The following is an 18,618-nucleotide window of genomic DNA, read 5'->3' as shown; positions in this document are numbered from 1 at the left end:
GGCCACGATGACCGACCGAGCGCGTCGGGGGCGCGAGGCGTCAGGGCCCGCGCTCGAGGTGCACGACGTCCACATCCGCTTCGCGTCCAAGCGCGCCGACGTCACGGCGCTCGAGGGCATCGACCTGACCGTGGCACGCGGCGAGTTCGTCAGCATCGCCGGCCCCTCGGGCTGCGGGAAGTCCACCCTGCTCAAGGCGGTCGCGGGGCTGACCAGGCCGTCGAAGGGCGAGGTCGTGCTGAACGGCACGACCGTGACCGGACCCCGGCCCGACATCGGCTACGTGTTCCAGCGCGCGGCGCTGCTCGAGTGGCGCACCGTCGAGGGCAACATCCTGCTCCAGGGTGAGATGCGTGGCATGCCCAGGGACGAGGCCCGCTCACGCGCGCGTGACCTGATCGCCATGACCGGCCTCCAGGGCTTCGAGGGTGCCCTGCCGCACGAGCTCTCCGGCGGGATGCAGCAGCGGGTGTCGCTGTGCCGGGCCCTCCTCCACGAGCCGGAGGTGCTCCTCATGGACGAGCCCTTCGGCGCCCTCGACGCCCTCACCCGGGAGCGGATGAACGTCGAGCTGCACCGCATCTGGGAGGAGACCGGCGTCACCGTGCTCCTCGTGACGCACTCCGTCCCGGAGGCCGTCTACCTCGCCAACCGGGTCGTCGTCATGAGCCCGCGCCCGGGGCGCATCCTGCGCGAGCTCGACGTGGCGCTGCCCCAGCACCGGGTCTACGCGGAGTCGATGGCCGACCCCACCTTCCAGGACCTCACGACGACCGTGCGAGAGCTGCTCGGCACGTCCGGTGAGGTCGACTGACCACTCCGCCCCGTCACCATCCCTGGTCAGCGTGCTGACCACCCTGTCCCGTCACGTGCCCCACCGGCCCGACCGAAGGATCCGTCATGCCCGAAACCCCGAAGACCCTGCGGGTCGCGCTCAACGGCGTGACCGGCCGCATGGGCTACCGCCAGCACCTCGTGCGCTCCATCCTCGCGATCCGCGACGAGGGCGGTCTCGAGATGGCCGACGGCTCCCGCGTCGCGATCGAACCGATCCTGCTCGGCCGCAACGCGGAGAAGCTCGCCGAGATAGCGGCGCGTCACGGCGTCGCCGAGTGGTCGACCGATCTCGAGGCCGTGCTCGCCGACGACTCGGTCGACATCTACTTCGACGCGCAGGTGACCTCGCGGCGCGTCGACGCCCTGACCCGCGCCATGCGCGCAGGCAAGCACGTCTACACGGAGAAGCCCACGGCCGAGACGGTGGAGGAGGCGCTCGGCCTCGCCGCCGTCGCTCGCGAGGCCGAGGTGGTGGCCGGGGTCGTCCACGACAAGCTGTACCTGCCCGGCCTCGTCAAGCTGCGGCGCCTCGTCGACGAGGGCTTCTTCGGTCGGGTGCTGTCGCTGCGTGGCGAGTTCGGCTACTGGGTGTTCGAGGGCGACCTCCAGGTCGCCCAGCGCCCCAGCTGGAACTATCGCAGCGAGGACGGCGGTGGTATCGCCGTCGACATGTTCTGCCACTGGAACTACGTCCTCGAGGGCATCATCGGGCCGGTGCGCGCAGTCACGGCCCGCACCGCCACGCACATCCCCCGGCGTTGGGACGAGGACGGGCGCGAGTACGCCGCGACGGCCGACGACGCCGCCTACGGGATCTTCGAGGTCGGTGACGGCGTCATCGCGCAGATCAACTCCTCGTGGGCGGTCCGGGTGCACCGTGACGAGCTCGTCGAGTTCCAGGTCGACGGCACCCACGGCTCGGCCGTCGCCGGGCTGCACCGTTGCGTGGCGCAGCCGCGGAGTGCGACGCCGAAACCGGTCTGGAACCCGGACCTGCCCGAGACCCAGCGCTTCCGCGACCAGTGGCTCGAGGTGCCGGACAACGCCGTGCCGCGCAACGGTTTCCGGGCCCAGTGGGAGGAGTTCCTTCACGACGTGGTCGCCGGCCGTGCCCACCGCTACGACTTCCTCTCCGGTGCCCGCGGCGTTCAGCTGGCCGCGCTCGGCCTCGAGTCCTCCGCGACCGGGCGGCGGCTCGAGGTGCCGGAGCTCGTCTCGTGAGCCACGTCGTCCTGCCCACGCCCGCCGGAGGACGTCGGGTGCTCGAGCTCGACGGGCCGGGGGACTGGGTGCGTCCGACGGAGCCCATCCGGTCCCGCGTCGCCTACGCGGCCGCGCACGTCGTGCCGCGCGTGCTCGCCGACAGCACGCCCGGAGCAGCGGCCGACATCGACTGGGACTCCACGCTCGAGCTGCGCCGCGACCTGTGGTCGTGGGGCCTTGGCGTCGCGGAGGCCATGGACACGGCCCAGCGGGGGATGGGGCTGGACTGGGCCGCGACCCGCGAGCTCGTCGAGCGGTCGGCCACCGAGGCCCGCAGGCTGGGTGGCCGCATCGCGTCGGGGGCCGGGACCGACCAGCTCGAGCCCGCACGTGCCACTCCCGACGCTGATGGGCTGCGGGCGGTCACCTCCGCGTACCGCGAACAGGTCGAGTTCGTCGAGGCGGCCGGCAGCGGTGTGATCCTCATGGCGTCGCGGGCGCTCGCTCGCGCCGCACGGACACCGGAGGACTACCTCCGGGTCTACGACGAGGTGCTCGACGCCGCCTCCGCGCCCGTCGTCCTGCACTGGCTGGGCGACATGTTCGACCCGGCCCTCGGGGGCTACTGGGGCAGCAACGACCTCGACGTGGCCACCGAGACGTTCCTCGAGCTCGTGAGCCGCAACGCCGAGCGCGTCGACGGGGTCAAGGTGTCGCTCCTCGACGCCGGTCACGAACGTCGGCTGCGTCGCTCCCTGCCCGAGGGGGTGCGGCTCTACACCGGCGACGACTTCAACTATCCCGAGCTCATCTGCGACGACGAGGAGGGGGCCCACTCCGACGCCCTGCTCGGCATCTTCGCGGCCATCGCCCCGGCGGCGTCAGCAGCGCTGCAGGCGCTCGACCGTGGTGACGACGTGGTCGCGCGCAAGGTGCTCGAGAGCACCCGTGAGCTGGGGCGGCACGTCTTCGCGGCTCCGACCCGTTTCTACAAGACCGGCATCGCCTTCCTCTCTTGGGTCAACGGGCGGCAGCCCGGCTTCTCGATGGTGGGGGGTCTGTCGACGGGACGGTCCGTCCTGCACCTCGTGCGCACGTTCGAGCTGGCGGCCAAGGCCGGGCTCGTCGCCGACCCAGAGCTGGCCGCGCGCCGCGTCACGGCGTGGTTGGCCGTGCACGGCTGGGAGGCGTCATGAGGCCGTCCGCGCGCGAGCGGCTCTCGCTCAACACGATGACGACCAAGCAGCTCTCGCTCGACGAGGCGGTGGCGCTCGCCCTCCGGCTGGACGTGCCCGCCCTGGGACTCTGGCGCGACAAGGTCGAGGAGGTCGGCCTCGCAGCCGCGGCCCGACGCCTGCGGGAGGCCGGGCTGCGGGCGTCCTCGCTGTGTCGAGGCGGCTTCTTCACAGCGGTCACCGACGAGGGCGTCCGCGCCGCGCTCGCCGACAACCGCCGCGCGATCGACGAGGCCGCGGCGCTGGGTGCCCCGGAGCTCGTCATCGTGGCCGGTGGGCTGCCGGACGGCGACCGTGACCTGCTGGCCGCCCGCCAGCGCGTCGCCGACCGGTTGGGCGACCTCGTGCCGTATGCCGTCGACCACGGCGTCCGTCTCGCCCTCGAGCCGCTCCACCCCATGTTCGTCGCCGATCGCGCCGTCGTCTCCACCCTGGAGCAGGCGCTGGACCTCGCGTCGGAGCACGACGCGAGTGCCGTCGGCGTGGTCGTCGACACCTTCCACGTCTTCTGGGATCCCGCGGCAGAGCCGATGATCGACCGGGCGGGTCGGGAGGGTCGGATCAGCTCCTACCAGGTCTGCGACTTCAACCTCCCCATCGTGGAGGGGGCGCTGCTCTCGCGCGGCATGATGGGCGACGGCCACGTCGACTTCGAGCGGTGGACGCGCGCGGTGACCCGCGCCGGCTACGTCGGGGACGTCGAGGTCGAGATCTTCAACGCCGACATCTGGTCGCGGGACGCCGACAGGGTCGTCGAGCAGATGAGGGGCCGCTACGACGAACTCGTGGCTCCATGGCTGTGACCGCGGGCCGGCGGCTGCGCGTCGTCGTCGCGCCGGACTCGTTCAAGGGGAGTGCCGACGCGTCCGTGGTCGCGGCCGCGCTGGCCGGAGGCTGGCGCAGGGCCCGACCCGGCGACGAGGTCGTAGAGGTCCCGATGGCCGACGGTGGCGAGGGGACGCTCGATGCCGTCCTCGCGGCGGAGAACGCGACGGAGCGCACCGAGTCGGTGCGGCTCCCCGACGGGCGAGCCCACCTCGCACGCTGGGCACTCGTCGGTGACCGGGCGGTCGTCGAGCTCGCAGAGTGCTGCGGCCTCCCCCTCGTCGGCTCCTCAGACCCCCTCGGCGCCGACACGGAGGCCCTGGGCACCGTGCTGTGCGCAGTCCTCGACGCCGGGGTGGCCGAGCTGACGCTGGCGGTGGGTGGCTCGGCCTCGACCGACGGGGGGAGCGGGGCGCTGCGTGCGCTCGGCCTGCGCATCGTGGACCGGGTCGGCGCGGACGTGGTACCCGGCGGCGCCGGGCTTCTGGAGGCTGCGCGCGTGGACCGACGCGGGCTGAGGGCCCCTCCGGTGCGAGGGGTCACGGTGCTCTGCGACGTCACGGCACCGCTGCTCGGCCCGCGCGGCGCGGCCCGGGTCTTCGGGCCCCAGAAGGGGGCTTCGCCCGCTGTCGTCGCGGACCTCGAGCGGGGTCTCGCGCGGTGGCACGCCCTGCTCGACGGGGACGCGGACCTGGCGGGTGCCGGAGCTGCGGGTGGAACGGCATACGGGCTCGCGACCGCCTGGGGTGCCGTGCTGCGTCCGGGAGCGGCCGCCGTGGCGTGCCTCGTGGGCCTCGACCAGGCGGTGAGCGGGGCGGACGTCGTCATCACGGGCGAGGGGCGCTGGGACGTGCAGTCGGCGTCGGGGAAGGCCACGGGGCACGTGCTCGGGATGGCGGAGGACGTCGGTGCCCGCGGCGTGGTCGTGGCTGGCGAGCTCGCCGCGGGTCTCCCGCCGGGAGCACGTGGGTGGTCGCTGGTCGACGAGGCGGGAGGTGCTGGGGCCGCGCGGCGTGACGCACCCCGATGGCTCGAGGTGGTCGGGGCACGCGCCGCGCTCGAGCTGGCGGGTCCGGTCTGACGGGCCTCACTCGTCCGGGTGGAAGATCTCCTCGATCCTGGCCTCGAAGAGCGCCGCGAGCCGGAACGCGAGCGGCAGGCTCGGGTCGAAGCGACCCTTCTCGAGCGAGATGACCGTCTGGCGCGAGACCCCCAGGGCCTCGGCGAGCTGGGCCTGCGACAGCCCGCGCTCGCCGCGGCGCGCCGCGATGTCGTTGTCCACCTCAGCGGCCGCGGCGCTCGAGCACCACGTAGCGCACGCTCGCGTCGCCCATCGCGAGCACGACGATCGCCAGCAGCACGAGCTGGGTCTCGAGCACGGGGTCGAGGACCGAGACGACCGCGAGACCGAGCCCGAGCACGACGAGCAGGTCGGTGAAGGCCCCGGCGGCCGCCGCCTGCACCCAGCCGTGCTCGACGTTGTCGGTGGCGTTGCGGTCGCGCCGGACGGTCAGGGGCGCGACGAGCAGCAGCCACGCCAGGGCGCCGACCGGCGCGAGCGTGGCGGCGCCGAAGACGGCTGCGGTGAGGGCGAACGGCCGGTCGCCGATGCTCCCCGCGAGCACGCCGACGGCCCCGGCGCCGACGAGGGTGGCGACGACCGCGGCGAGGCGGCGGCGACCGAGGGTGGTGGGCGAAGGGGTCACGGGAGCCTCCAGGTCGGTGCGCCCGACGCGGATGTCAAGCGTGCTTGACGTCAAGGATGCTTGACACTCGCGCTGCCGTCAAGGGCCGGTGTGAGCGCCGATGAGATCGAGGTCTGTGCCGGGAACAGTTCGGCCGTCCCGAGAGTTGAGTCGAGTGAACGCAAGATTTGCGAGTCCGGTTTTGACAATCACGCCGAAGTCGGAGCAGATTGAGCGAGGACCTGTTTTCCCAGACCACAGCAACAGCACCCAAGGAGTCACCCCATGGCACGTGCGGTCGGAATCGACCTCGGTACCACCAACTCGGCCGTCTCCGTCCTGGAGGGCGGCGAGCCGAGCATCATCGCGAACGCCGAGGGCGGGCGCACCACGCCGTCCGTCGTCGCGTTCTCCAAGAACGGAGAGGTGCTCGTCGGCGAGGTCGCCAAGCGCCAGGCCGTCACCAACGTCGACCGGACGATCCGCTCCGTCAAGCGCCACATGGGCACCGACTGGAAGTCGCCCGAGATCGACGGCAAGACGTACACGGCCCAGGAGATCAGCGCCCGCATCCTGCAGAAGCTGAAGCGCGACGCCGAGTCCTACCTCGGCGAGGCCGTCACCGACGCCGTCATCACCGTGCCGGCGTACTTCGACGACGCCGAGCGCCAGGCCACCAAGGAGGCCGGCGAGATCGCGGGCCTCAACGTCCTGCGCATCGTCAACGAGCCGACCGCGGCCGCGCTCGCCTACGGCCTCGACAAGGGCAAGGAGGACGAGCTCATCCTCGTCTTCGACCTCGGTGGCGGCACGTTCGACGTCTCCCTCCTCGAGGTGGGCAAGGACGCCGAGGACGGCTTCGCCACGATCCAGGTGCGCGCCACGAACGGTGACAACCACCTCGGTGGCGACGACTGGGACGACGTCGTCGTCCAGCACCTCATCACCCAGGTGAAGAACAAGACGGGTCAGGACCTCTCCAAGGACAAGATCGCGATGCAGCGCCTCCGCGACGAGGCCGAGCGCGCCAAGAAGGAGCTCTCCACCGCGACGAGCACCAACATCTCGGCGCAGTACATCTCGATGACGCCCGAGGGCCCGATCCACCTCGACGAGTCCCTGACGCGGGCGCAGTTCGAGCAGATGACCAAGTCGCTCCTCGACCGCACCAAGGCCCCGTTCCACAAGGTCATCGAGGACGCCGGCATCAAGGTCGCCGACATCGACCACGTCGTGCTCGTCGGCGGTTCGACCCGTATGCCGGCCGTCACCGCGCTCGTCACCGAGCTGACCGGCGGGAAGGCCCCCAACAAGGGCGTCAACCCCGACGAGGTCGTCGCCATGGGCGCGAGCCTGCAGGCCGGCGTCCTGAAGGGCGAGCGCAAGGACGTCCTGCTCATCGACGTCACGCCGCTCTCGCTCGGCATCGAGACCAAGGGTGGCCTGTTCACCAAGCTCATCGAGCGCAACACCGCGATCCCGACGAAGCGCTCGGAGATCTTCAGCACCGCCGACGACAACCAGCCGTCGGTCCTCATCCAGGTCTTCCAGGGTGAGCGCGAGATCGCCCAGCACAACAAGTCGCTCGGCACCTTCGAGCTGACCGGCATCGCGCCGGCGCCCCGCGGCGTGCCGAAGATCGAGGTCACCTTCGACATCGACGCCAACGGCATCGTCAACGTCAGTGCCAAGGACCAGGGCACCGGCAAGGAGCAGAAGATGACGATCACCGGCGGGTCGGCCCTCTCCAAGGAGGAGATCGACAAGATGGTCAAGGACGCCGAGGCCCACGCCGACGAGGACCGCAAGCGTCGCGAGGAGGCCGAGGTGCGCAACCAGGGCGAGCAGCTCGTCTTCTCGACCGAGTCGTTCCTCAAGGAGTCCGGCGACAAGGTCCCCGCCGACGTCAAGACGCCGGTCGAGGAGTCGCTCGCCGACCTCAAGGCCGCCATCGCCGAGGGTTCCGAGGCCACGGCCGACGACATCAAGGCGAAGGTCGAGGACCTCAACACGAAGTCGCAGGCCATGGGCCAGGCCGTCTACGCCTCCGAGCAGGCGGCCGCCAACGCCGCGGGTTCGGCCGGGGCGCAGGACGGCCCGGCCGCCGGTGACGGCGCGTCCGACACGTCCGGCGCGTCCGACGACGACGTCGTCGACGCCGAGGTCGTCGACGACGACGAGGCCAAGGACGCCAAGTGACCGAGTCCGACACCCACGGCACGTCCGGCGAGCAGCCCGACGTGACCGCGACGGACGCGACGGGTGCCGGCGGCGACGCCGCCGGCACCCCGCCCCGGGGCGACTCGGGCGAGCGTCACCACAGTTACTACGAGGGCGGCGCGGGCGCCTCGTCCGAGCCCGGTGGCGAGGACGAGTTCGACCACTCGCGCGCCGACGGGTCCTCCACCGACGGCGAGGGCGAGACCGAGGCCCTCGCGGAGGAGGACACCATGGCGGCGACGCTGCTCGCCGACCTGCAGCGCCTGCAGGCCGAGTACGTCAACTACAAGAAGCGCGTCGACCGCGACCGTGAGGTCATCCGCCACACGGCCGTCGGCAGCGTCGTCGAGTCCCTGCTCCCGGTCCTCGACGACATCCACATGGCCCGCCAGGCCGGCGACCTCGCCGGTGGCCCGTTCGCGGCCATCGCCGACAAGCTCGAGGCCACCCTCGGCCGTTTCGGCGTCGAGCGCGTGGGCGAGGCCGGCCAGGAGTTCGACCCGAACGTGCACGAGGCGCTCATGCACGTGGAGGCCGAGCTGCCCGAGGGCTCGACGGGGACCACCGTCGTGCAGGTGCTCCAGCCCGGCTACCGCATCGGTGACCGGCTGGTGCGCGCCGCGCGGGTGTCGGTTGCCGACCCCGCCTGACGTGTCCGCCGCCGGGCTGCACCCGCAGCCCGGCGGCATACCCGATGATGGCAGCGTGACCACCGCTGCCGACCCCGCGACGAAGGAGGTGCGCCATGGCTAGTCAGGACTGGTTCGAGAAGGACTTCTACGCGACCCTCGGCGTGCCGCAGGACGCCGACGCCGCGACGATCAAGAAGACCTACCGCAAGCTCGCCCGCACGATGCACCCCGACCACAACGTCGGGGACCCCAAGGCGGAGGAGCGCTTCAAGGAGATCGGCGAGGCGTATGCCGTCCTGTCCGACCCGGAGCAGCGGCGCGAGTACGACGCGATCCGCGCGATGTCGCACGGGGGAGCGCGCTTCACGGCGGGCGGCCCCGGCGGTGGCGGTGCCGGCTTCGACGACATCTTCTCCGCCTTCGGCGGCGCGGCCGGGGCCGGCGGTCCCGGTGGTCGGATGCGCTTCAACACCGGCGGTGCGGGCGGCGGGCAGCCCAACCTCGAGGACATCCTCGGCCAGATGTTCGGTGGTGGCGCACCCGGCGGTGGTGCGCCCGGTGCGGGCTACGGCGGCTACGGTGCGCCGGCAGGCCCGCGCCCCGGCACCGACGTGTCGGCAGCCACCCGCATCGGCTTCCGTGAGGCCGTGCAGGGCTCGACCGTCTCGCTCAGCTCTCCCGACCTCGGGCGGATCACCGCCCGCATCCCCGCCGGCGTCAAGGACGGTCAGCGGATCCGTCTGCGCGGCAAAGGTCGTCAGGGCGACCCCGGTGCGCAGGCCGGCGACCTCATCCTCACGGTGTCGGTCGACAAGCACCCGGTCTTCGGCCGTGACGGCGACAACCTCACCGTCGACCTGCCGGTGACCTTCGCCGAGGCGGCGCTCGGCGCCACGGTCGCCGTGCCGACGCTCGACGGCGGCCAGGTCAAGGTGAAGGTCGCCCCGGGCACGCCCAGCGGACGGGTGCTGCGCGTCAAGGGGCGCGGCGTGCGACGCGGCGAGCACACCGGCGACCTGCTCGCCAGGGTGCAGGTCGTCGTGCCGCAGCGGCTGACCGACGAGGCCCGTGAGGCCGTCGAGAAGATGGCGGCCGCCGAGGTCGGCCACGACCCCCGGGCCGAGCTGTTCCAGCGGGCCCGGACCTGACGCCCTGACCGACGCGGCCGCAGCGACAGAGGAGGTGACGAGGATGGCACGCAGGAGCGCGCGCCCGGGTGGGCACGACGACGACGCGCCCGTCTTCGTCATCTCCGTCGCGGCGGAGCTGGCGGGCATGCACGCCCAGACGCTGCGCCAGTACGACCGTCTCGGTCTCGTCTCGCCGTCTCGCACGCGCGGGGGCGGCCGGCGCTACAGCTCCCGCGACGTCGCGATGCTCCGGGAGGTGCAGCGCCTCTCGCAGGAGGGTGTCTCGCTCGCCGGCATCCAGCGCATCCTCGACCTCGAGAACCACGTCAGCGCGCTGCGGTCGCGCGTCGAGGAGCTGACCGCCGAGCTGTCCGCCGCACAGGCCGCGCTCGCCTCGGGCGCCCGCGTCTTCGCGGTCGGTCCGAGGGGCGAGGTCGTCGCCGTCCGCCCGGGGCAACGGCCGCCGCGGTCGCCCTCGTCCCAGGCGCTCGTCGTCTGGCGCCCCGAGCGCTGAGGCGGACCCGGGCGCCGGGCCCGGGCGCAGGACCTCGCGCGCGGGCTCCCGCGCGCGGAGCTTCTCGCGCGCGCGGGAGCATGTGCAAGACTGTGCGAGCCTCGAGCCAAGGGGCAGCCCGTTGCTTGATGCCGCCGGAGGCCCTTCGTTGTTCTCTGTCCCGGAGGTCGTGTGACCCCGCAGCGCCCGGACGGCGACACCTCGGCACGCGTGCCTGCCGTCCCCCGACTCGACGACCCGTCGACGTCGAACGAGATGCAGCTCCTCTTCGACCGCACCGACTGGGCCTCGACGCCCCTCGGTCCGGTCGACACCTGGCCAGCCGACCTGCGTTCGATCGTCGACGTCTGCCTCTCCTCGGGCTTCCCCATGCTCGTCTGCTGGGGCCCCGAGCTCGTCATGATCTACAACGACGGCTACCGCACGATGCTCGGCCAGAGCAAGCACCCGGCGGCGCTCGGCCGACCGGTCCGTGACGTGTGGCCGGAGGTCTGGGACGTCATCGGCCCGATGTTCGACGGCGTGCTCGGCGGTGGGCCGGCGACGTGGGTCGAGGACGAGCAGCTCGTCGTCGACCGCTTCGGCTTCCTCGAGGAGGCCTACTTCACGTGGTCCTACGGGGCGATCCACGACGAGCGCGGCGGTGTCGTGGGCGTCCTCAACGTCGCGACGGAGACGACCGCCAAGGTGCTCGCCGAACGGCGGGTGCGGGTCTCGACCGAGCTGACGAGTGCCCTCGTGGGCGCCGCCGACCCCGCCGAGGTGCGTGACCGGGCCCTCGGGGTGCTCCGGGCCCACACGGCCGACCACCTCGGCGTCGACCTCACGTGGGGTCGCCCCGACGAAGCCCCCGACGGCCGGCACGTCGTGCCCGTCGTCGAGCCCGGCCTCTCCGCGCCGACGGCCCACCTGTTGCTCACCGAGAACCCGCGGCGTCCCTGGGACGCGTCCCTGCAGGTCTTCGCCGAGCTGTGCGCGTCGCAGATCGCCATGGCCCTCAGCGGCATCCGGCACCTGCAGGACGAGCGCCACCGCGCCGAGAGCCTGGCCGAGCTCGACGTCGCCAAGTCGGACTTCTTCGCCAACGTCAGCCACGAGCTGCGCACCCCGCTCGCCCTCATCGCCGGGCCGGTGGAGGACGCTCTCGGCACCGACGGCCTGAGCCCCGAGCTGCGGGAGCGCTTCGAGCTCATCCGCCGCAACACCGACCGGCTCACCGGGCTCGTCGACCGCCTCCTCGACCTTACCCGGCTCGAGTCCGGGGCCGTCGAGCCGCACTGGGTGCCGGCCGACGTCGAGGAGCTCACGACCGGCATCGCCGAGAACTTCCGCCCCGCGATCGAGCGCCTCGGCCTCGAGCTCGACGTCGTCTGCGACGAGCTCGACCGCGAGGTGCACGTCGACGTCGACATGTTCGAGCGGATCGTGCTCAACCTGCTCTCCAACGCCCTCAAGTTCACGCCCGAGGGCCGCATCGGCGTGCGGCTCGTCGCGCACGAGCAGGGCTACGCCGTGTCGGTGACCGACACCGGCATCGGCATCGCCGAGCGCGACCTCGAGCGGGTCTTCGACCGCTTCCGCCAGCTCGACCGCAGCGACGACCGCCGTTCGCGCGAGGGTGCCGGCATCGGCCTGGCCCTCGTCAAGCAGATCGTCGAGCTGCTCGGTGGACGCATCACGGTGCGCTCGGCCGAGGGCGCCGGCAGCACCTTCACCGTCGTCCTGCCGTGGGGCTCGGCCGCTCTCGACGCCGCCCACCGACCCTCGATCACCCCCCGCCCCGTCGCCTCGTTCCTCGGTGAGGTCGACGACTGGGCGCCGCGCGCTTCGGGTGCGGTGGCCGCCGTGGCCGTCGACGCGGACGCCGCCGACAACGGGGACACGCGTGCCGAGCTGCCGCGGCCGGTGCTGCTCGTCGTCGAGGACAACCACGACATGCGCGACTACATCGTGCGCCACGTCGTCGAGGACTACGACGTCGTCACGGTGCGCGACGGCGTCGAGGCCCTCGCCCAGCTGCGCTCCGCACGCCCGTCGATCGTGCTCGCCGACGTCATGATGCCGCGCATGGACGGGTTGACGCTCGTGCGCGAGATCCGCGCCGACCCGGCGCTGCGCGACCTGCCCGTCGTGCTGCTCTCGGCCCGCGCCGGTGTCGACGCCAGCGCCGCCGGACTCGAGCACGGCGCCGACGACTACGTCGTCAAGCCCTTCCAGCCCCGTGAGCTGCGGGCCCGGCTCTCGGCCAACCTGCTCCGCGCGCAGTCCCGGTCGCGCGACGGCGCCTGGCTCCGGGCGATCCTCGGCGCGCTCCAGGAGCCGTTCGTCGTCGCCGACGCCTCCGGTGCCGTGGTCGAGCTCAACGACGCCTTCCACCGCACGTTCGGCTGGTCGCTCGCCGACGGCCCGCTCGAGCCGCCCTACCCGTGGGCCACCGACGGCGCGACGGGCGAGCTGGACGCCGCCAACCCGGCCGCCGAGGACCGCCACCGCATCCTGCGCAAGGGCGGCGGCGAGGCGTGGGTGCGGGTGCGCTCGGCCAGCGTGCCGGGCACCGCGGACCACGAGGGCTTCGTCCTGGCGGTCTTCGACGACGAGACCCGCGAACGCGAGTCCCGGATGCGCCGTGAGCTCGCGGCGCGCATCGCCGTCGACCTCGCGGCCGCCGACGACCTCGACCAGGCCGTGGCGACGGCGGTCACCGGGTTCACCGTCCTCTTCGACGGCGAGGTCACGCTCCGGGTCTCGCCCCATCGTGGCGAGGCCGTCCTGCTCTCCCCGCGGGGACGGGTCCGCGCCGGGGAGCTGCCCGACGACGTGCGGCGCGGCCTCGAGTCCGGTCCGCGCAGCCACGACGCGCTCGCCGGCGAGAAGCGCGACGGGCTGCTGCTGCTGCCGACCGCCCACGAGTCCGACTGCCGCGCCTGGGTGGCCTTCGACGAGCCCCGCCTCGTCGCGAGCGACGAGCTCATCGTCGGCGACCTGCTCGCGCAGGCCTTCGGGCAGGCCGTCGACCGGGTGGTCGCCCAGCAGGCTCGGGAGGCCAAGGAGTCGCAGCTCGAGGCCGCCATCGAGAGCCACCGTCTCATCGGCCACGCCGTCGGGGTGCTCATCGAGCGGCACAAGGTCACGGGCAAGCAGGGCTTCGAGATGCTGCGGCAGGCCTCGCTCAACCGCAACATCAAGCTGCGTGAGATCGCGGCGCGCGTCGTCGAGACCGGGCAGGACCCCGACACGGCCTGAGCGCCGGCGGGGCGCGCCCAGGCCGGGTCCGGCGCCTACGCTGGGTCCTGTGACCACGCCGGCCGAGACCGAGCACCTCATCGTGCTGCCCGACCGGGAGTCGGCCGAGGGGGTGGCCGACGACCTCGAGGCCGAGGGGTTCGCCGGCGTCCGGGTGGTCCGCGAGGCGCTCGCCGGCGAGGACGACAGCGAGGACCACGAGTGGGCCGTGTACGTGCGCACGCCCCGCGACCCGACGTATGCCGTCCGGTTCGCGGCGCTCGCCGCCGCCCTCGACGGGTGGTACGACCCCGACCCCCTCGACCGGCCCTGAACCGTCCCCGCGGCCATCGCCGACCGGCTCCCGTGTCGCCCCGGTCACGTCCCCCCGCAGCACGAAGTTGAGTGGAATAGACTCAAGTAGAAACCGGTTGCCACGAGCAGACTCAGCACGAGCAGACTCAGCACGAGGAGGACGAATGGCAGAGCTGTCCCTCACCAGCAAGGCCCAGGAGGCGGTCGCCCAGGCCGCGACGACCGCGACGGGCAGGCACCACCCCAACATCGAGCCCGCGCACCTGCTGCTCGCGCTCGCGGCACAGGCCGGCACGACGACGCCGGCGCTGCTCACGACCGGTGGCTCGAGCGTGCAGGCAGCCACGACGGCGGCCGAGCGCGCGATGGCCGCCCTGCCGCAGGTGAGCGGCGGTGCCCAGCAGCCGATGCTCTCGCCGACCTCGCTGCGGGTCGTCCAGCAGGCCCAGCAGTACATGACCTCGATGGGCGACACCTTCGTCTCCACCGACCACCTGCTCCTCGCCCTCGCCCGCACCGGCCAGTTCGGCCTCGACGCCGACGCCGTCGAGCGGGCCATCCCGGAGCTGCGGGGCGGTCGCCCCGTGACGTCGGAGAACCCCGAGGGCACCTTCGAGGCGCTCGCGAAGTACGGCACCGACCTCACGGCCCGGGCGCGCGAGGGCAAGCTCGACCCCGTCATCGGCCGTGACGCGGAGATCCGCCGGGTCGTCCAGGTGCTCTCGCGCCGCACCAAGAACAACCCCGTCCTCATCGGCGAGCCCGGCGTCGGCAAGACCGCGGTCGTCGAGGGCCTGGCCCAGCGCATCGTCGAGGGCGACGTGCCCGAGAGCCTGCGCGACAAGGTGCTCTACTCCCTCGACCTGTCGGCCATGGTGGCCGGCGCGAAGTACCGCGGCGAGTTCGAGGAGCGCCTCAAGGCGGTGCTCGAGGAGATCAAGGGCAGCGACGGGCAGATCGTCACCTTCATCGACGAGATCCACACCGTCGTCGGTGCCGGGGCCGGGGAGGGCGCCATGGACGCCGGCAACATGCTGAAGCCCATGCTCGCGCGCGGCGAGCTGCGGCTCGTCGGTGCGACGACGCTCGACGAGTACCGCAAGCACATCGAGAAGGACGCCGCCCTCGAGCGCCGCTTCCAGCAGGTCTTCGTCGGCGAGCCGTCGGTCGAGGACACCATCGCCATCCTGCGCGGGCTCAAGGAGCGCTACGAGGCGCACCACAAGGTGACCATCGCCGACTCGGCGCTCGTCGCCGCGGCGTCGCTGTCCGACCGCTACATCAGCGGCCGCCAGCTGCCCGACAAGGCCATCGACCTCATCGACGAGGCGGCCTCCCGGCTGCGCATGGAGATCGACTCGAGCCCCGTCGAGATCGACGAGCTGCGTCGCTCGGTCGACCGGCTGAAGATGGAGGAGTTCGCGCTCGAGCAGGAGAGCGACGACGCCTCCCGCGCCCGGCTCGAGCGGCTGCGCAAGGACCTCGCCGACCGCACCGACGAGCTCGCCGCGCTGACCGCGCGCTGGGAGGCCGAGAAGGCCGGGCTCAACGCCGTCGGCGACCTCAAGGCGCAGATCGACGACCTGCGGATGCAGGCCGACCGGCTCCAGCGCGAGGGCGACCTCGCCGGTGCCTCGAAGATCGCCTACGGCGACATCCCCGCCCTCGAGAAGCAGCTGGCGAGCGCCCAGGAGCGCGAGGCCGCGGCCACGTCGGTGGGGGAGGAGCCGATGGTCAAGGAGGAGGTCGGCGCCGACGACATCGCCGACGTCATCTCCGCGTGGACCGGCATCCCCGCCGGGCGCCTGCTCGAGGGCGAGTCCGAGAAGCTGCTGCACATGGAGCAGCACCTCGGCGCCCGGCTCATCGGCCAGACGAGCGCCGTGCGGGCAGTGTCCGACGCGGTGCGCCGCACCCGGGCGGGGGTCTCCGACCCGGACCGTCCCACGGGCAGCTTCCTCTTCCTCGGCCCGACGGGCGTCGGCAAGACCGAGCTGGCCAAGAGCCTCGCCGACTTCCTCTTCGACGACGAGCGCGCCATGGTGCGCATCGACATGTCCGAGTACTCCGAGCGGCACTCGGTGGCCCGCCTCATCGGCGCGCCCCCCGGCTACGTCGGCTACGAGGAGGGTGGCCAGCTCACCGAGGCCGTGCGGCGGCGGCCGTACTCCGTCATCCTGCTCGACGAGGTCGAGAAGGCGCACCCCGAGACGTTCGACATCCTGCTCCAGGTGCTCGACGACGGCCGCCTCACCGACGGCCAGGGCCGCACCGTCGACTTCCGCAACGTCATCCTCGTGCTCACCTCGAACCTCGGTTCGCAGTTCCTCACCGACCCGACCCTGAGCCCCGAGGGGCGCCGCGAGTCGGTCATGGGCATCGTCAGGTCGGCGTTCAAGCCCGAGTTCCTCAACCGGCTCGACGAGGTCGTCGTCTTCGACGCGCTGAGCCGCGACGACCTCGCGCACATCGTGGACCTGCAGGTGCACGCGTTCGCCGACCGGCTCTCCGACCGCCGGATCGGCCTGTCGGTGACCAACGACGCGCGGCAGTGGCTCGCCGAGCGTGGCTACGACCCCGTCTACGGCGCCCGGCCGCTGCGCCGGCTCGTGCAGCGCGAGATCGGCGACCGGCTCGCCCGGGGGCTGCTCGGCGGGGAGGTGCGCGACGGCGCGACCGTCGTGGTCGACGTCGACGACACGGGCGACGCGCTCACGCTCTCCTGATCAGCGCGCGAAGAGCGTGGCGTCCCACCCGAACCCACGCGCAGCGGTGACGTTGTCCTCGCGGTCGTCGGTGAACCAGACGTCCGCGGGGGCCACCGCGCGCCCGAGGTCGGCCTCGATCGCGCGGTGCGCGGCGGCATACGCGAGCGGGTCGGGCTTGGCCACGCCGAAGTCGGCGCTGTTGAGCACGCCGTCGAAGAGCCGGTCGATGCCGAGCAGGCGCAGCTCCTCGGGCACGAGGTCGGTGCCGTTGGTGAAGACGTAGGTGCGGTGGCCGCCCTCCCGCAGCACCTCGAGGCGCTCGACCGTCTCGTCGACGACGGTGCCGCGGTGCTCGCGCCAGCGGGCCATCTGCTCGCGGACCCGCTCGGGCTCGGGCACGACCTCCTCGAGCGCCATGCAGATCGCCGCGAACCACGCGTCGAAGCCCTGTCGACCGGTGATCGTCGGCAGGAGCAGCTCGCTGCGGAAGGCCGTGGCCGACACGTGGCCGGCGGGCAGTCCGAGCGCGGCCTCGATGGCGGGGTTCGCGTCGTGCGGCTCGAAGTCCCGCACGACGCCGTCGAGGTCGAAGACGTAGGCGGCGTGCTTCCTCATGCGGTCGGGTCGCGCCGCTCGTCCGCACCGGTGGTGCCGGTGCCGCCGGACGTGCCGGACGTGCCGGACGTGCCGGTGGCGTCGGGGGAGTCGGTCCAGGTGGCCGTGCCCTCGTGGACGCTGCCCTCGGCGCGGCCGGTGACGACGTCGGCGACCGACGGCCCCTCGCGCTCACGCCACTCGGCCTCGCGGCGGGCCAGCTCGGCGTCCCGCGCCGAGAGCTCGGACTCGCGCGTGTCGAGCCCCTCGTGGCGGGCCGTCAGCTCGTTCTCGCGGCGGCGCAGGTCCTCGTCGCGCAGCGACGCCTCGTCGAAGCGCCGCTCCTGCTCCGCGCGGGCGGTCTCGGCCTCCCGGCGGATCGTCTCGACACGCTCGGTCTCCTTGAGCTCGCGGCGCTGGCGCGCGCGGCGTCGGGCCGCGGCCGCCACGAGCGCCCAGCCGAGGGCGACGAGCAGCACGGTGACGGCTCCGTAGACGGCGAGCTCGAGGGCCGTGGCGTTGCGCGTGAAGCCGAGGGCCGTCACCGCGATCGTGCCGGCGGCCGCGTGGGACGCGAGGTAGGTGACGACGCCGGCTCCGGCGCCGAGCAGGAGGAGGACGACTCCGAGCAGGGCCATGGGGTGCTCCTAGGTCGAGGGAACGGGTGGAGGGTGGATCCCGACCCTAGCCATACCCGCCCCACCCGCCCCGCCCGGCGGGGTGGGGCCCCGCCGGCCAGCCCGGCGGCCCGGATCGCGGCACGCGCTCGGTTAGCCTGACCCCCATGCGCATCCCCGGAAAGCTCGTCGCCGTCGCCCTGGCCGCGCTCGGCGTCGTCGCGGTCTCGTCCTGCTCGAGCGAACCGGAGGGTGCGTCGGCCGGCCAGACGCAGGCCTCGCCCGCGCAGCTGCTGGCCGCGGCCAAGGCCAAGGTCGACGCCGCGCCGTCGGTGCACCTCGCGCTCGCGAGCTCGAACGTGCCGGACGGGGCGAGCGGTGTCGTGTCGGCGGACGGGTGGGGCCAGCACCCGCCGGCGTTCAAGGGCACCTTCAAGGTCTCGCTCAAGGGCGTGCAGGCCGACGCCGAGATCACCTCGGTCGGCGGCGAGGTCTACGCCAAGCTGCCGCTCGTGCCGGGCACGAACAGGATCGACCCGAAGACCTTCGGCCTGCCCGACCCGGCCGTGCTCTTCTCGACCGACAAGGGCCTGACGACCCTGCTGACCTCGACGACCTCGCCGGCGCTCGGCGCGAAGAAGCGCCAGGGCTCGGAGGTGCTCTCGACGGTGACCGGTTCGCTGCCGGGCAAGGCCGTCACCGACCTCTTCCTCATCGGCGACAGCTCGGGCACCTTCTCGGCGACCTACGGCCTCACCGACTCCTCGGAGCTGCGCCAGGCCGTGCTGACCGGCCCGTTCTTCGGGGCCGGCACGAGCTCGACCTACACGCTGACGCTCGACCAGTACGGCGCCCCGCTCACGATCACCAAGCCCTGACCG

Annotated in this window: 17 protein-coding genes; 13 read left to right on the top strand and 4 right to left on the bottom strand. The window is 72.8% G+C overall.

Annotated elements, in window-relative coordinates:
* Nucleotides 1-7: 7 nt before the first annotated feature.
* The 5 genes from ABT295_RS10585 (at nucleotide 8) to ABT295_RS10565 (ending at nucleotide 5,181) form a co-directional block, all read left to right on the top strand.
* Nucleotides 8-814, top strand: coding sequence for an ABC transporter ATP-binding protein (locus ABT295_RS10585; protein WP_352394309.1), 807 nt, complete (start codon nucleotides 8-10; stop codon nucleotides 812-814).
* Nucleotides 815-900: 86 nt separating this feature from the next.
* Complete coding sequence (locus ABT295_RS10580; protein WP_352394308.1) at nucleotides 901-2,058, top strand: Gfo/Idh/MocA family protein; 1,158 nt, start codon at nucleotides 901-903, stop codon at nucleotides 2,056-2,058.
* Nucleotides 2,055-3,236 carry a dihydrodipicolinate synthase family protein gene (locus ABT295_RS10575; protein ID WP_352394307.1) on the top strand — a complete coding sequence of 394 codons (1,182 nt, stop codon included), beginning with the start codon at nucleotides 2,055-2,057 and terminating at the stop codon, nucleotides 3,234-3,236. The genes ABT295_RS10580 and ABT295_RS10575 overlap by 4 nt, the downstream gene beginning before the upstream one ends.
* Complete coding sequence (locus ABT295_RS10570) at nucleotides 3,233-4,078, top strand: sugar phosphate isomerase/epimerase family protein (RefSeq protein ID WP_352394306.1); 846 nt, start codon at nucleotides 3,233-3,235, stop codon at nucleotides 4,076-4,078. The genes ABT295_RS10575 and ABT295_RS10570 overlap by 4 nt, the downstream gene beginning before the upstream one ends.
* A complete protein-coding gene (locus ABT295_RS10565; protein WP_352394305.1) occupies nucleotides 4,069-5,181 on the top strand; it encodes a glycerate kinase in 1,113 nt (370 codons plus the stop codon). The genes ABT295_RS10570 and ABT295_RS10565 overlap by 10 nt, the downstream gene beginning before the upstream one ends.
* 6 nt (nucleotides 5,182-5,187) lie before the next feature.
* Here the strand turns inward: ABT295_RS10565 and ABT295_RS10560 are convergent, their stop codons facing one another.
* Both ABT295_RS10560 and ABT295_RS10555 read right to left on the bottom strand, forming a co-directional pair.
* Nucleotides 5,188-5,382, bottom strand: a complete 195-nt coding sequence (locus ABT295_RS10560; RefSeq protein ID WP_352394304.1) for a helix-turn-helix transcriptional regulator — start codon at nucleotides 5,380-5,382, stop codon at nucleotides 5,188-5,190.
* Between the two features lies 1 nt (nucleotide 5,383).
* Nucleotides 5,384-5,806: a hypothetical protein gene (locus ABT295_RS10555; RefSeq protein ID WP_352394303.1), complete on the bottom strand. Its 423-nt coding sequence runs from the start codon at nucleotides 5,804-5,806 to the stop codon at nucleotides 5,384-5,386.
* Nucleotides 5,807-6,070: 264 nt separating this feature from the next.
* On the opposite strand from ABT295_RS10555, the gene dnaK reads away from it, so the two are divergent.
* From dnaK to clpB, 7 genes are all read left to right on the top strand, one after another.
* Nucleotides 6,071-7,984 carry a molecular chaperone DnaK gene (gene dnaK, locus ABT295_RS10550; RefSeq protein WP_352394302.1) on the top strand — a complete coding sequence of 638 codons (1,914 nt, stop codon included), beginning with the start codon at nucleotides 6,071-6,073 and terminating at the stop codon, nucleotides 7,982-7,984.
* A complete protein-coding gene (locus ABT295_RS10545; protein ID WP_352394301.1) occupies nucleotides 7,981-8,655 on the top strand; it encodes a nucleotide exchange factor GrpE in 675 nt (224 codons plus the stop codon). The genes dnaK and ABT295_RS10545 overlap by 4 nt, the downstream gene beginning before the upstream one ends.
* Nucleotides 8,656-8,750: 95 nt before the next feature.
* The gene (locus ABT295_RS10540; RefSeq protein ID WP_352394300.1) at nucleotides 8,751-9,785 is read left to right on the top strand and encodes a DnaJ C-terminal domain-containing protein; all 1,035 of its coding nucleotides are present in this window, start codon (nucleotides 8,751-8,753) and stop codon (nucleotides 9,783-9,785) included.
* A gap of 43 nt (nucleotides 9,786-9,828) precedes the next feature.
* A complete protein-coding gene (locus ABT295_RS10535; RefSeq protein ID WP_345506147.1) occupies nucleotides 9,829-10,281 on the top strand; it encodes a heat shock protein transcriptional repressor HspR in 453 nt (150 codons plus the stop codon).
* Nucleotides 10,282-10,452: 171 nt separating this feature from the next.
* The gene (locus tag ABT295_RS10530; protein WP_352394299.1) at nucleotides 10,453-13,524 is read left to right on the top strand and encodes an ATP-binding protein; all 3,072 of its coding nucleotides are present in this window, start codon (nucleotides 10,453-10,455) and stop codon (nucleotides 13,522-13,524) included.
* A gap of 49 nt (nucleotides 13,525-13,573) precedes the next feature.
* Nucleotides 13,574-13,837, top strand: coding sequence for a ribonuclease E inhibitor RraB (locus ABT295_RS10525; protein WP_352394298.1), 264 nt, complete (start codon nucleotides 13,574-13,576; stop codon nucleotides 13,835-13,837).
* Nucleotides 13,838-13,982: 145 nt separating this feature from the next.
* Nucleotides 13,983-16,544: an ATP-dependent chaperone ClpB gene (gene clpB / locus ABT295_RS10520; protein WP_352394297.1), complete on the top strand. Its 2,562-nt coding sequence runs from the start codon at nucleotides 13,983-13,985 to the stop codon at nucleotides 16,542-16,544.
* On the opposite strand, the gene ABT295_RS10515 is transcribed toward clpB, so the two are convergent.
* Both ABT295_RS10515 and ABT295_RS10510 read right to left on the bottom strand, forming a co-directional pair.
* Nucleotides 16,545-17,141 carry an HAD family hydrolase gene (locus ABT295_RS10515; protein WP_352394296.1) on the bottom strand — a complete coding sequence of 199 codons (597 nt, stop codon included), beginning with the start codon at nucleotides 17,139-17,141 and terminating at the stop codon, nucleotides 16,545-16,547.
* A complete protein-coding gene (locus ABT295_RS10510; protein WP_352394295.1) occupies nucleotides 17,138-17,758 on the bottom strand; it encodes a hypothetical protein in 621 nt (206 codons plus the stop codon). Before ABT295_RS10510 ends, ABT295_RS10515 begins: the two co-directional genes overlap by 4 nt.
* Before the next feature lie 146 nt (nucleotides 17,759-17,904).
* Here ABT295_RS10510 and ABT295_RS10505 point away from each other — a divergent pair, with 146 nt between their 5' ends.
* Nucleotides 17,905-18,615 (top strand): LppX_LprAFG lipoprotein, encoded by a 711-nt coding sequence (locus ABT295_RS10505; RefSeq protein WP_352394294.1) that lies wholly within the window; start codon nucleotides 17,905-17,907, stop codon nucleotides 18,613-18,615.
* The last annotated feature ends 3 nt before the right edge of the window (nucleotides 18,616-18,618 follow it).

Source organism: Terrabacter sp. NPDC000476, from assembly GCF_040300125.1.
Classification (GTDB): domain Bacteria; phylum Actinomycetota; class Actinomycetes; order Actinomycetales; family Dermatophilaceae; genus Terrabacter.
This window is presented reverse-complemented; position numbering and strand designations above follow the sequence as displayed.

What these genes read in the sequence shown, in the direction of transcription:
- ABT295_RS10585 (WP_352394309.1), top strand. Translation starts at nt 8, where the DNA reads ATGACCGACCGAGCGCGTCGGGGGCGCGAGGCGTCAGGGCCCGCGCTC.
- ABT295_RS10580 (WP_352394308.1), top strand. Translation starts at nt 901, where the DNA reads ATGCCCGAAACCCCGAAGACCCTGCGGGTCGCGCTCAACGGCGTGACC.
- ABT295_RS10570 (WP_352394306.1), top strand. Translation starts at nt 3,233, where the DNA reads ATGAGGCCGTCCGCGCGCGAGCGGCTCTCGCTCAACACGATGACGACC.
- ABT295_RS10565 (WP_352394305.1), top strand. Translation starts at nt 4,069, where the DNA reads ATGGCTGTGACCGCGGGCCGGCGGCTGCGCGTCGTCGTCGCGCCGGAC.
- dnaK (WP_352394302.1), top strand. Translation starts at nt 6,071, where the DNA reads ATGGCACGTGCGGTCGGAATCGACCTCGGTACCACCAACTCGGCCGTC.
- ABT295_RS10540 (WP_352394300.1), top strand. Translation starts at nt 8,751, where the DNA reads ATGGCTAGTCAGGACTGGTTCGAGAAGGACTTCTACGCGACCCTCGGC.
- ABT295_RS10535 (WP_345506147.1), top strand. Translation starts at nt 9,829, where the DNA reads ATGGCACGCAGGAGCGCGCGCCCGGGTGGGCACGACGACGACGCGCCC.
- clpB (WP_352394297.1), top strand. Translation starts at nt 13,983, where the DNA reads ATGGCAGAGCTGTCCCTCACCAGCAAGGCCCAGGAGGCGGTCGCCCAG.
- ABT295_RS10515 (WP_352394296.1), bottom strand. Translation starts at nt 17,141, where the DNA reads ATGAGGAAGCACGCCGCCTACGTCTTCGACCTCGACGGCGTCGTGCGG.
- ABT295_RS10510 (WP_352394295.1), bottom strand. Translation starts at nt 17,758, where the DNA reads ATGGCCCTGCTCGGAGTCGTCCTCCTCCTGCTCGGCGCCGGAGCCGGC.
- ABT295_RS10505 (WP_352394294.1), top strand. Translation starts at nt 17,905, where the DNA reads ATGCGCATCCCCGGAAAGCTCGTCGCCGTCGCCCTGGCCGCGCTCGGC.